Raw genomic sequence first — 12,103 nt, forward strand, 5'->3', positions numbered from 1 at the left:
GGCTACTCGGGCAGCTCCGGCGCCTCGGGCAGGTTTGGCGGCTGCGGCAACTCGGGCGGCTCGGGAAGCTCGGGCGGCTCGGGCAGCCGAGCGGGCTCGGGCAGGTGACTGAACGGCAGCTGCGGGATGTCGGGCAGCTCCCCGAGCTCGGGCAGGTCCGGCGGCTGCGGCAGCTCGGGCGGTTCGGGGAGCTCGGGCGGCTCGGGGAGGATCGGCATGGCGACTCCAGCGGAGAGTGCGGCATCCATGGCGGACGTACCGTCAGATCATCCTCAGGTCGCTCGGGCGCCGACAAGGGGCGTGGCCGAAATCGATCACGGCCGCCGGGACCGAGCCGGGCGTTTGCCGACCCCCCGCCGCCGGGTTCACGCTGGAGGGGAGCAGGAGGCAGGCCATGCGAAATCACTGGGATGTCGAGCTGAGTTTCGAGGAAGACGGCGTGCACACGTTCTGTGACGCCCGGCTGCTGGGTGCCCGGGCCCCGGGGCTGGCCGGCCACGGCGAGGCGCTGCGCAGCATGGACGACCGCCCACTGGCCAGGATCGGCGAGGAGGTGGCCGCCTGGCGGGCGCTGGACGACCTGGCGCACAAACTCCGGGCGCAGGCGGCCGGCGAGATCGACGACGAGGGGCACCGGCCGGCGTACCTGATCTACTGACCGGCCGGGCGACGAGGGTCTCAGCGGGCGGTCGAGTCCTCGTGCTGTTCGCGGCTGGCCCACCAGCTGGCCAGCAGCCGCAGCGACTCGGCCGAGTTCGACGCGGGCTCGGCGTGGTAGGTGAGCAGCGTCTGGTCCGGGTCGGCGGGCAGCGCGAAGGTCTCGTAGCGCAGCGCCAGGGGGCCGACCACCGGGTGGTGCAGGTTCTTCGTGCCGTACCCCTTGTCGGCCACGTTGTGGGTCGCCCACAGTCGCCGGAAGTCCTCGCTCTGCACCGAGAGTTCGCCGACCAGCGCGCACAGGCGCGGGTCCTCGGGGTCGCGGCCGGCCTCCAGCCGCAGTATGGCGACCACATCGGTGGCCTTGCCCTGCCAGTCGACGAAGAGTTCGCGGGCCGCCGGGTCGCGGAAGATCTGCCAGGCCAGGTTGCGCTGCTCGGCCGGCAGCGCCGCGTAGTCGCCGAACAGCGCGCAGTACAGCGGATTCCAGCTCAGCACGTCCATCCGCCGGCCCAGCACGCAGGCCGGGACCGAGTGCATCACGTCCAGCAACTGCTGCAGTTCGGGTCGGACCCGCTGCGGGCGGACGGCCGCCCGCGAGCGGCGGTGCACGGGGCGCACCAGGCGGGACAGGTGCTCACGCTCGGCCGGGCTGAGCCGCAGCGCGGCGGCGATCGCCTCCAGGACGGTGCTGGAGACGTTCTCGGCGTGGCCCTGTTCGAGCCGGGTGTAGTAGGCGACGCTGACACCGGCCAGCTGGGCCAGCTCCTCGCGGCGCAGCCCGGGGACCCGTCGGCGGCCGCCGTAGTAGATCAGGCCCACCTCCTGCGGCTGCAGCCGGGCCCGGCGGGACCGGAGGAACTCGCTCAGTTCGGTGCGCTGGTCCATCCGTCCAGTATGCCCGTGGTGGCGGCCGCCTTCGCAGGGTGTCACTGCCAGTGGTACGAACCGTGGTCCTACGCAGAGTTCGCGCTGGTACCAGGTAGTGGCAGGCGGCAAGCTGGTCTCATGACGCAGACCACTGTCGCCGCTTACGCCTCCCCCGCCCCGAGCGCCCCGCTGGAGCGGACCACCATCCCCCGTCGCGCGCTGGGCGAGCACGACATCCTGATCGACATCAAGTTCGCCGGCATCTGCCACTCCGACATCCACCAGGTCAACGCCGACTGGGGCGTCGGCACCTACCCGATGGTCCCGGGCCACGAGATCGCGGGCGTGGTCGCCGAGATCGGCACGGGGGTCACCAAGTACGCGGTCGGTGACCGAGTCGGTGTCGGCTGCTTCGTCGACTCCTGCCGCGAGTGCGACAACTGCCGCGCGGGCCAGGAGCAGTACTGCACCAGTGGCATGATCGGCACCTACAACAGCCAGGGCAAGGACGGCCGGCCGACCTACGGCGGCTACTCCACCCACATCGTGGTGGACGAGAACTACGCACTGCGGATCCCCGAGGGCCTGGGCCTGGACGTCGCCGCGCCGCTGCTCTGCGCGGGCATCACCACCTACTCCCCGCTCGCGCACTGGCAGGCGGGCCCGGGCAAGAAGGTGGCCATCGTCGGCCTCGGCGGGCTCGGTCACATGGGCGTCAAGATCGCGCACGCGCTCGGCGCCGAGGTCACCGTGCTGAGCCAGACGCTGAACAAGCGCGAGGACGGCCTGCGGCTCGGTGCGGACCACTACTTCGCGACCAGCGACCCGGCCACCTTCGAGCAGCTGGCCGGCACCTTCGACCTGATCGTCAACACGGTCTCGGCCGACCTCGACCTGAACGCCTACCTGGGTCTGCTGCGCACCGACGGCACCCTGGTGCAGGTCGGCGCTCCCGAGCAGCCGATGCCGGTCTCGCCGTTCGCGCTGATCGGGCAGCGCAAGTCGCTGGCCGGCTCGATGATCGGCGGCATCCGGGAGACCCAGGAGATGCTGGACTTCTGCGCCGAGCACGGCATCGGTGCCGACATCGAGGTGATCGAGGCGACCGCGATCAACGAGGCCTACGCCCGGGTGCTGAAGAGCGACGTGCGCTACCGCTTCGTGATCGACGTCGCGACGATCTGACGGTCCGGCAACGTGACTTGATACCCCCGTTCGAGCAGTGGACGGGGGTATCGTCCGTTGATCGGTTTCTCTCCGCTGATCACCCATGAGCCGCCGCGCAGCTCCCCCGGCCGCCTAGGTGCTGCTCGTCTGACGGGGCGTCGGCGCGAGTGCCGGCCGGGACGGCTCGCCCCGCCGGTTGGGCGCCGACCGGTGGTCAGTACGCTGACCGTCATGCTCGAACAGACCTCCGCTCCGCAGCGTGCCCCGGTGCCGCCGGAGCGCGGTCCGCAGCGCGCCATGATTCTCTCCAGCTTCGTCAACCGGGTCGGCAACGGGTTGTTCAACACCGCCTCGGTGCTCTACTTCACCCGGGTCGTGCACCTGTCGCCCGGGCGGCTCGGGCTCGGGCTGACCATCGCCGGGCTGATCGGCCTGCTCGCCGGGGTGCCGGCCGGGGAGTTGGCCGACCGGCGCGGGCCGCGCGCCGTGCTGCTGCTGACCCTGGCCGTGCAGACCGCGACCATGGCGGCCTTCCTCTTCGTCCACGGCTGGGCCGCCTTCACCGCGATCGCCACCCTGGACCTGCTCGCGCTCTCGGCGAGCAACGCCGCGCGCGGAGCGCTGGTCGCCCGGATCGGCGGCGAGCGCCCGGCGGAGTTCCGGGCCAGGCTGCGCACCTTCGTCAACCTCGGCGTGGTGCTCGGCACGCTGGGCGCGGCCGCCGCCGTGCAGATCGACACCCGGGCCGCGTACACCGCGCTGATCCTGCTGAACGCCGCCAGCTACCTGGGCTGCGGCCTGCTGCTGCTCCGGGTGCCGGCCTACCCCGCCGTCGCCAGGCCGGCCCGGGCCGGTCGCTGGGCGGTGCTGCGGGACCGGCCGTTCGCGCTGCTCGCGGCCGTCGACGGGGCGATGGGCCTGCAGTACCCGGTGGCCTCGCTGCTGCTGCCGCTCTGGCTGGCCCAGCACACGCACGCCCCGCGCTGGACGGTCCCGGCCGTCTGCGCGCTCAACTCGCTCTGCTGCGTGCTCTTCCAGATCCCGATCGGCTCGCGGGTGGAAACCCCGGGCGAGGGCGGGCGGGCGCTGCGCTGGGCCGGGCTGCTCTTCCTGGTCAGCTGCCCGCTGATGGCGCTGACCGCCGACCTGCCCTCCTGGGCCGCGGTGTTGCTGGTGCTGCCGGCGATGGCCGCGCACAGCCTGGGGGAGGTGTGGCAGTCCTCGGGCAGCTTCGCGCTCGGCTTCGGGCTGGCGCCCGAGCACGCCCAGGGGCAGTACCAGGGGCTGCTCGGGCTCGGCTTCGACACCGGGCAGGCGGTGGCGCCGGCCGTGCTGACCACGCTCTGCCTGGGGCTGGGGCAGCTCGGGTGGCTGCTGCTCGGCGCCTTCTTCGCGGGGCTCGGGTTGCTCGGGCCGCCGCTGGCCGCCTGGGCGGAGCGGACCAGGCCGGGGGCCGTGGTGGTGCGCGGCTCGGTGGGGTGACCCGCTCCGCCGCTATCGGGGCCCGGATCCAGGACCGCTCGGCCGGCCGAACTGCCCCGGGAATTCGTGGGCATATGCCCGCCATGTCGAATTGCGGAATTCGCCGGATTTCGACGGCACGGAGAATGCCAGACGTGATTGGCCGCCGTCCAGCCTATCGAACCCGACTCGGCAACTGCCGTTCAACCGTTCGGCCTTGCCGGTTGAACGGCCTCGCTTCCGTCACCATTTAATGACGCTCGGTCAGATTGAATCTGTCGAGTCCCTGTCAGGCTGGATACGGCGTCAACGAACTCGTGTCGAATCTGTCGACAGCCTGTCAGAACCGCTTGTACGTTGTGGTTCCGATTCGGCACGGCTCCAGGGTGGCGACCCGATCCATTGACCGGCCGGACGGGAGCGGGAGCCCGGGAAGGACGTCAGAGGATGATCACCGGCAGTGAAGTGGCAGAGCGGCCACGTCTACTCCTGGTCGCGACGGGCATGCGGTCCTACCGCGAGTACCTGCTCGGGCCGATCAGCACCGAGTTCAGCGTGCACCTCTTCCACACGGTCGAACCGACCTGGGAGCGCGAGTACTTGACCGGCTGGACGGTGGTGCCCGACACCTACCACGGCCCGGCGCTGGCCGCCACCGCCGCCGAACTGCACCGCGTCGAACCGTTCGACGGCGTGCTGTGCTGGGACGAGGGCCGGATCCACGCGGCCTCGCACATCGCCGAGGCGCTCAAGCTGCCGAACGGTGATCCGGCGGTGATCTGGCGGCTGCGCGACAAGGCGCAGACCCGGCGGGCGCTGGCGGCGGCCGAGGTGCCGCAGCCGGTGTCGATCCCGGTGGGCACCGAGCAGGAGGCGCTGGCCGCGGCCGAGCGGATCGGCTATCCGGTGATCGTCAAGCCGCGTGGCTACGGCGCGAGCATCGGCGTGATCAAGGTGGCCGGACGCGAGGAGTTGCGCAACGGGTTCACCTTCACCCGCACCACCACGCTGCCCGACCCGGTCGTCTTCGACTCCGCCGAGCCGTACCTGGTGGAGGAGTGCGTGACGGGCGAGGAGATCAGCGTCGACTCGGTGGTCCACGGCGGCGTGGTGACCGCGCTCTTCGTCGGCCGCAAGCTGGTCGGCTACCCGCCCTACGCCGAGGAGATCGGCCACTTCGTCTCGGCCGACGATCCCTTGCTCGCCGACCCCGGGTTCGCCCGGGTGCTCGCCGAGACCCATGCGGCGCTCGGGTTCACCGACGGCTGGACGCACAGCGAGTTCATGCTCACCGCCGACGGGCCCCGGCTGATCGAGGTCAACGGACGGCTGGGCGGCGACCTGATCCCCTACCTCGGGCGGCTCGCCACCGGGATCGACCCCGGCCTGGCCGCCGCCCGGGTGGCCTGCGGCCTGCCGCCGCACCTCGCCGCGACGGCGGGCCGGACCGCCGGCGTGCGGTTCTTCTACGTGGCCGCGGAGGACACCACGATCGACTCGGTCGGCTTCGACCAGGAGCGGTTGCCGGTCGAGGTCGACCGCGCGGTGGCCGTGGCGCAGCCGGGCGCGGTGGTCTCGCCGCCGCCCAAGGGCACGGTCTGGGGCCGGATCGCCTACGCCACTGCGGTCGCCGACTCCCGGGCGGCCTGCGGCCTGGTGCTGGACGCGGCCGAGGCGGCGCTCGTCGTCGTCCCCCGGTGACCGCCGTGTTGGTGATGATCCGTCAGCTTCCCTACGGAGCACGGTAGATGAGCGCGAGGGCGGAACAGCAGGGTGGCCCGGGCCCGTGGGCCACCTTCGTCGAGTCGCCGCTCGCGGTGAAGGCGATCCTGGCCGGCGTGGTGATCAACCGTCTCGGTGCCTTCCTCGGCATCTTCCTGGTGCTCTACCTGACCGCCCGGGGCTACTCGGCCGGCCACGCCGCGTTCGCGCTCGGCGCCTACGGCTTCGGCGGGGTGGCCGGGGTGGTGGTCGGCGGCGCGTTGGCCAACCGGCTGGGCGCGCGCAACGCCACCGTGCTGAGCATGACCGGCTCGGCGTTCCTGCTGGTGCTGGTCTACTACGTGCACAGCTACCCGCTGATCATCGGCTCGGTCGTGCTGGTCGGCCTGTTCCAGACCATCTACCGGCCCGCCTCGGCCGCGCTGCTCTCCGAACTGACCTCGGACGACCGGCAGGTGATGATCTTCGGTATCTGGCGACTGGGGCTGAACATCGGCACCACGCTCTGCCCGCAGCTCGGTTTCGGGCTGTACCGGCTGGGCGGCCACGGGTACGGCATGCTCTTCTGGGGCGAGGCGGCGGTCGCGGTCGGGTACGCGGTGCTGGCCTTCCTCACCCTGCCGGGCAAGGCGGCGGCCGAGGGCATCCCCCCGGCCGAGGACGTGCCGATGGCCGAGGACGCGCCGTCGGCCGAGCCGGTCGAGGCCGGCACGGGGCCACCCGCGCCGAAGGAGAGCTACCTGACCGTCCTGCGGGACACCAGGTTCACCCTCTTCCTGGTGGGCGCGCTGGCGAACGGCATCATCTACGCGCAGTACCTGTCGACGCTGCCACTGGACATCACCCGTGCCCATGTCGGCGTCTTCTGGTACAGCCTGGCGGTCTCGATCAACAGCATCGTGGTGATCGTCGTCGAGCTGCCGTTGACCAGGTTCACCCAGCGCCTGCCGGTCAAGCTCACGGTGGGCGCCGGCTTCGCCCTGATCGGCCTCGGTGAGGCGGGTTACGGCCTGCCGCTGGGCGCCGCGGTGATCATGATCGGCACGCTGGTCTGGACGCTCGGCGAGGTCATCGGCGGACCGGCCTTCTTCGCCTACCCTGGTCTGGCCGCCCCACCACGGCTCAAGGCCCGTTACATCGGCAGCTTCCAGCTGATGTTCACCGCAGGCACCGCGATCGGGCCGGTGATCGGCGGCCTGCTGTTCCAGCAACTGGGCCACGGCGTCTGGCCGGTGGTCGCGGTCTTCGGGATCGTGTCGACCGTCTTCGGGGTGGTCGGCGTCCGGTCGGTCCAGCCACCCACGGCGAGCCGGCAGCCGGACCCCGAGCCGGTCAGTGAGGGCGTATGAGTCAACGAGGGTGTCCGAGGCGCCGGCGGTTCACCGACGGCGAGTAGGCGGTCCACCGACCGTGAGCAGTCGAGCATTTCGCGACCCTTGGCAGCACAGCCGGCGGTGACCCCGCGCCGGGCGGCTGTCGGCGGGTCCGCGCCAACGCGTACCGCACACATCGCGGCTCCGCCACATGGAGCCGAACTGGTTCTGGCGACACACGTGCCTGGGGGCGCTATGAGAACGAGGGATCGGATTCCCGTCGAGTCGATCCGGCCCGGGGAGTCGCCGCGCTTCGGCGCGGAGGACGAGGAGCACATCCGGCGGCTGGCGCAGACCGACGCCGAATTACCGCCCATCCTGGTGCACCGCAGCACCATGCGGGTGATCGACGGCATGCACCGGCTGGGGGCGGCCCGGCTCAAGGGTGAACCGACCATCGTCGTCGAGTACTTCGACGGCACCGAAGCCGCCGCCTACATCCTGGGCGTGCAGGCCAACGTGGCGCACGGACTGCCGCTCTCGCTGGCCGAGCGCAAGGAGGCGGCCCGCCGGATCGTCGGACTGCAACCGGAGTTGGCCGATCGGGCGGTGGCCCAGCTGACCGGGCTGGCGGCCGGCACGGTCGGCACGATCCGCAAGCTCGCGGGGGCCGAGGCGGCCCAGCGCGGCAGTCGAGTGGGGCGGGACGGGCGGCTGCGCCCGGTCAACGCCGACGAGGGCCGGCGGCGAGCGGTGGAGGTGATCCGCGAGTACCCGGACGCCTCACTGCGCGAGATCGCCCAAGCGGCCGGGGTGTCGCTGGGGACGGCGCACGACATCAAGGCCCGGCTGGACCGGGGCGAGGACCCGATGCGGCGCGAGTCGGCGCGCGGCGCCCGGGAGTTGACGGCGAGCACGGCGGCGGACGGGGTGACGGGTGAGGCGGACATGGCACCCGTGCCGGACGTAGCAGCCGAACTGGCGCCGGTGGCGGCCGTCCTGGCGGCGATGCGCCCGATCGGGGTGCCCCGCCAGGGCGGCCGGGGGGAGGCGGCCGAGCGACCGGACCGGGCCGACCAGAGGGGCCGGTCGGAGCGCTCCGAGCGCTCGGCGCGGCCCGAGCGGCCCGAGCCGTTCGCCGGCCTGGAGACGCTGCGCCGCGACCCCTCGCTGCGCTTCACCGACCAAGGCCGCGCGCTGCTGATCTGGCTGCACCGACGGCTGGTGGTGGTCGGCGAGGCGGAGACCGAACTGCGCAACATCCCCACGCACTTGCTGCCGGTGGTAGCCGATCTGGCGCGGGAGTGCTCGGACAGCTGGCGCGAGCTGTCGATCGAACTGCAGTACCGTGCCCGCCAGATCGGCTGACCCGGTGGCGCCGGTCCGCTCGCTGATCGGCCATGGCTGCTTCGACGTGCTCCAGTCCACCCGCACCCACCGAGGACTCGACGATGCCTGAGACCGAGCGCACCGCCCGGCCGCGCCGCCTGCTGATGTGCCGACCGCGGCACTTCGACGTCTGCTACTCGATCAATCCCTGGATGCATCCCGAGAAGCCGGCGGACCGCAACCTGGCCCAACTCCAGTGGGAGCGGCTGCGGGAGCGCTATGTCTCGCTCGGGCACGCCGTGGAGGTGCTGGAGCCGCTGCCCGGCCTGCCCGACATGGTGTTCGCCGCCAACGGTGCCACCGTGCTGGACGGCAAGGTGCTGGGCGCGCGCTTCCGCCACGCCGAGCGGACCGCCGAGGGGCCCGCGTACCTCTCCTGGTTCGTCCGCAACGGCTACCAGCAGGTGCGGTGGCCGGAGTTCATCAACGAGGGGGAGGGCGACCTGCTCTGCGTCGGACGGCGGATCCTGGCGGGCACCGGCTTCCGCACCGACCTGCGGGCACACGCCGAGGCCCAGGAGTACTTCGGCCTGCCGGTCACCTCGCTGACCCTGGTCAACCCGAACCACTACCACCTGGACACCGCCCTCGCGGTGCTCTCCGACACCGAGATCATGTACTGGCCCGAGGCGTTCACCCCCGGCACCCAGGGCGTGCTGCGCGAGCTCTACCCCGACGCGATCCTGGCGACCGCCTCGGACGCGGCCGCCTTCGGGTTGAACGCGTTCTCCGACGGCCGCAACGTCCTGCTGCCGCAGGCCGCCCGGGGGCTGATCGCCCAGCTCGAGGAGCGCGGCTTCGAGCCGATCGGGGTCGATCTGTCGGAACTGCTCAAGGCCGGCGGCGGCGTGAAGTGCTGCACCCTGGAGCTGAGGCCCTGAGGTGATGAGCGGTGCTAGAGCCGCACGCCGACCGCGAAGATCCGGCGGAACGGGAACACCGTGCCGTGCGGCCCGGCCGGGTAGGCCTCGCGCAGTAGCGCGGCGTACTCGGCCGTGAACGCCGCGCGCTCGGCGTCGTCGCCGAGCCGGGTGAGCACCGGGCGCAGCGCCGTCCCCTTGGTCCATTCGAGGACCGGGTCGGGGCCGGTGAGCAGCGTGCTGTAGGTGGTCTCCCAGACGTCCGCCGTGCAGCCGGCGGCGAGCAGCGCGTCCAGGTACACCTCGGGCCGGTGCACGCCGGCCCGGGCCGTGTCCTCGCCGAGCCGCTCGCGCCAGCGGGCGCTGCGGCGCAGCTCGCCGAGCAGCAGGTGGCTGGGCGCCTCGAAGTTGCCCGGCACCTGGAAGGCGATCACGCCGCCCGGCCGCAGCGCCGCCGCCCAGCGCGGCAGCAGCCCCAGGTGCCCGTCGACCCACTGCAGCGTCGCGTTGGAGGCGATCAGGTCGGGCGCGGCCGGTGCCGGGTCGTAGCTCGCGGCGTCGGCCAGCAGGTAGTCCGCGGTCGGCTCGCCCTGCTCGCCGCGCGCGATGGCGAGCATCTCGGCGGAGCTGTCGATCCCGGTGATCGCCGCGTCGGGCCAGCGGCGGCGGAGCTCGGCGGTCGAGTTGCCCGGTCCGCAGCCGATGTCGAGCACGGTGGGCGCGGCGGGCAACTCGGGTACCCGGGCGAGCAGTTCGCGCAATGGGCGGGTGCGCTCGTCGGCGAAACGCAGGTACTGTGCTGGGTCCCAGACGGGGCTGGTCATGGCGTGCTCCCAGTTATCTCGATATCAAGATACCTTCTGGAGAGAGCTTGCCGCCGATATATCTTGATGTCAAGAGAACTCGGCTCCTGGGCGTGCCCGGCGCGGCGCGGCATCATGGGCGCATGACGTTCAGCTACCCCGAGGTCGGGGCGACCGGCCGCCCGGGACCGTTGCCCGCCGGCTACCGGCACCTGCGCTACCGCGCCCGGCTGGGGCAGGGTCGCGAGCTGTTCGCGGCGGCCGGCGAGCGGGTGTTGAGCTGGCGGATGCATCGGGATGTCGGGGTGCGGGTGACGGCCACCGCGGCGCGGGCCGCACCCGGTGCCCGGGTGCGGGTGCTGGTCGGGCGCGGGCGGCTGGGGGTGGCCGCGCCGTGCGAGGTCGTCTGGGTGGCGGACGGGCCGACCCGCCGCGGCTTCGCCTACGGCTCGCTGCCCGGGCATCCGGAGTGCGGGGAGGAGGCGTTCCTGGTCGAGCTGACGGCGGATCAGCAGGTCTGGTTCAGCGTCACCGCCTTCAGTCGCCCGGCCGCCTGGTACACCCGCCTCGGCTACCCGTTCGCGGTGCTGTTCCAGGAGCTCTACGCCCGCCGCTGCGCCCGGGTGCTGCGGATCGGCGCGGTCCGGGCGGTGGATGGGGCGGGTCTCAGGACGGCAGGGTGAGGATGCGCGGGCCGTCCTCGGTGATGGCGACCGTGTGTTCGGCGTGGGCGCCGCGGCTGCCGTCGTCGGTGAGCAGGGACCAGCCGTCCGGGGCGGTCAGGTAGGTGTCCCGGCCGCCCGCCAGGAACATCGGCTCGATGGCCAGCACCATGCCGTGCCGCAGTCGCATCCCGCGCCCGGGGCGGCCGTCGTTCGCCACGTGGGGGTCCTCGTGCATGCTGCGGCCCACGCCGTGGCCGCCGTAGCCGGCGAGGATGCCGTAGCCCGCGGCGCGGCCCACGCTGCCGACCGCGTGCGAGATGTCGCCGATCCGGGCGCCCACCACGGCGGCGGCGATGCCCGCCGCCAGCGCGCGCTCGGTGGTCTCGATCAGCGCGAGGTCGGCCGGGCGCGGTGTGCCGACGGTGAAGCTGATCGCCGCGTCGCCGGTCCAGCCGCCCACCTTGGCCCCGCAGTCGATGCCGACCAGGTCGCCGTCGCGCAGCCGGTAGTCGGTCGGGATGCCGTGCACCACGGCCTCGTTGACCGAGCTGCAGATCACCCCGGGGAACGGTGTGTCGGCGAAGCTGGGACGGTAGCCGAGGAACGGCGAGTCGGCTCCCGCGGCCCGCAGCACGCCACGCGCCACCTCGTCCAGCTCCCTGAGCGAGACCCCCACCGCCGCCGCCCGCCGGACGGCGTCGAGCGCGTCGCCGACGACGCGCCCGGCCTCTCGCATGGCGTCCAGCGCCGCGTCCGTCTTGATCTCCACCATGGCTGACAGCCTCCCTGAGCCCTGCTCCAATTCTTATACCGGTATTTGTATCACGGTCGCGGTGGGTGCGGGAGCTAGAATCACGGCATGGTGCGCACTCCTCTCACAGCGCTGGAACGCCAACGCGGCGAACAGCTCGGCACGCTCCTCCGGCAGGCCCGGGGCGGGCGCAGCATGGTCGAGGTCGCGGCGCAGGCCGGCCTGTCGGCCGAGACGCTGCGCAAGATCGAGACCGGTCGGGCGCCGACCCCGGCCTTCTTCACGGTGGTCGCGCTCGCCGGGGCGCTGGGCCTGTCGCTGGACGAGATCGCGGAGCTCTGCGCGCCGGTCGCGCCGGGGGACACCGAGCTGCTCTCGGCGTGACGGAGGTCGGCGGGGCGGGATCGCCCGGCCGGCCGCTGCGGATCAGGTCGGGGGCGCGATG

General features: G+C 72.5%; 13 protein-coding genes. 9 read left to right on the forward strand and 4 right to left on the reverse strand.

Going from position 1 to position 12,103, the window contains the following annotated elements; all coding sequences use genetic code 11:
* Positions 1-2: 2 nt before the first annotated feature.
* Positions 3-218: a hypothetical protein gene (locus ABH937_RS02925; RefSeq protein ID WP_370217058.1), complete on the reverse strand. Its 216-nt coding sequence runs from the start codon at positions 216-218 to the stop codon at positions 3-5.
* Positions 219-394: 176 nt separating this feature from the next.
* Here ABH937_RS02925 and ABH937_RS02930 point away from each other — a divergent pair, with 176 nt between their 5' ends.
* A complete protein-coding gene (locus ABH937_RS02930) occupies positions 395-658 on the forward strand; it encodes a dsRBD fold-containing protein (RefSeq protein ID WP_280693869.1) in 264 nt (87 codons plus the stop codon).
* A 20-nt stretch (positions 659-678) separates the two neighbouring features.
* Here ABH937_RS02930 and ABH937_RS02935 read toward each other — a convergent pair whose 3' ends face one another.
* Complete coding sequence (locus tag ABH937_RS02935; protein ID WP_370217060.1) at positions 679-1,545, reverse strand: helix-turn-helix domain-containing protein; 867 nt, start codon at positions 1,543-1,545, stop codon at positions 679-681.
* A gap of 120 nt (positions 1,546-1,665) precedes the next feature.
* Here ABH937_RS02935 and ABH937_RS02940 point away from each other — a divergent pair, with 120 nt between their 5' ends.
* The 6 genes from ABH937_RS02940 to ddaH all read left to right on the forward strand — a co-directional run bounded on the left by ABH937_RS02940 (position 1,666) and on the right by ddaH (position 9,460).
* Entirely contained in the window at positions 1,666-2,712 is a 1,047-nt protein-coding gene (locus ABH937_RS02940; protein WP_370217062.1) for an NAD(P)-dependent alcohol dehydrogenase, read from the forward strand.
* A gap of 213 nt (positions 2,713-2,925) precedes the next feature.
* Positions 2,926-4,176: an MFS transporter gene (locus ABH937_RS02945; protein WP_370217063.1), complete on the forward strand. Its 1,251-nt coding sequence runs from the start codon at positions 2,926-2,928 to the stop codon at positions 4,174-4,176.
* A 426-nt stretch (positions 4,177-4,602) separates the two neighbouring features.
* Complete coding sequence (locus tag ABH937_RS02950) at positions 4,603-5,856, forward strand: acetyl-CoA carboxylase biotin carboxylase subunit family protein (protein WP_370217065.1); 1,254 nt, start codon at positions 4,603-4,605, stop codon at positions 5,854-5,856.
* Positions 5,857-5,903: 47 nt separating this feature from the next.
* A complete protein-coding gene (locus ABH937_RS02955) occupies positions 5,904-7,226 on the forward strand; it encodes an MFS transporter (protein ID WP_370217066.1) in 1,323 nt (440 codons plus the stop codon).
* A 219-nt stretch (positions 7,227-7,445) separates the two neighbouring features.
* Positions 7,446-8,558 (forward strand): ParB/RepB/Spo0J family partition protein, encoded by a 1,113-nt coding sequence (locus ABH937_RS02960; RefSeq protein ID WP_370217067.1) that lies wholly within the window; start codon positions 7,446-7,448, stop codon positions 8,556-8,558.
* A gap of 83 nt (positions 8,559-8,641) precedes the next feature.
* On the forward strand, positions 8,642-9,460 hold the full coding sequence (ddaH, locus tag ABH937_RS02965) for a dimethylargininase (protein ID WP_280693876.1): 819 nt from the start codon (positions 8,642-8,644) through the stop codon (positions 9,458-9,460).
* A gap of 14 nt (positions 9,461-9,474) precedes the next feature.
* On the opposite strand, the gene ABH937_RS02970 is transcribed toward ddaH, so the two are convergent.
* The gene (locus tag ABH937_RS02970; RefSeq protein WP_280693877.1) at positions 9,475-10,263 is read right to left on the reverse strand and encodes a methyltransferase domain-containing protein; all 789 of its coding nucleotides are present in this window, start codon (positions 10,261-10,263) and stop codon (positions 9,475-9,477) included.
* A gap of 122 nt (positions 10,264-10,385) precedes the next feature.
* Between ABH937_RS02970 and ABH937_RS02975 the strand changes: the two genes are divergently transcribed.
* On the forward strand, positions 10,386-10,925 hold the full coding sequence (locus ABH937_RS02975) for a DUF1990 domain-containing protein (RefSeq protein WP_280693878.1): 540 nt from the start codon (positions 10,386-10,388) through the stop codon (positions 10,923-10,925).
* Here ABH937_RS02975 and map read toward each other — a convergent pair.
* Positions 10,909-11,679 carry a type I methionyl aminopeptidase gene (gene map, locus ABH937_RS02980; protein ID WP_280693879.1) on the reverse strand — a complete coding sequence of 257 codons (771 nt, stop codon included), beginning with the start codon at positions 11,677-11,679 and terminating at the stop codon, positions 10,909-10,911. The two genes, ABH937_RS02975 and map, sit on opposite strands and share 17 nt — an antisense overlap.
* Before the next feature lie 87 nt (positions 11,680-11,766).
* On the opposite strand from map, the gene ABH937_RS02985 reads away from it, so the two are divergent.
* A complete protein-coding gene (locus tag ABH937_RS02985) occupies positions 11,767-12,042 on the forward strand; it encodes a helix-turn-helix transcriptional regulator (RefSeq protein WP_280693880.1) in 276 nt (91 codons plus the stop codon).
* Positions 12,043-12,103: the final 61 nt, after the last annotated feature.

The organism is Kitasatospora sp. GAS1066B (assembly GCF_041262605.1).
Classification (GTDB): Bacteria; Actinomycetota; Actinomycetes; order Streptomycetales; family Streptomycetaceae; genus Kitasatospora.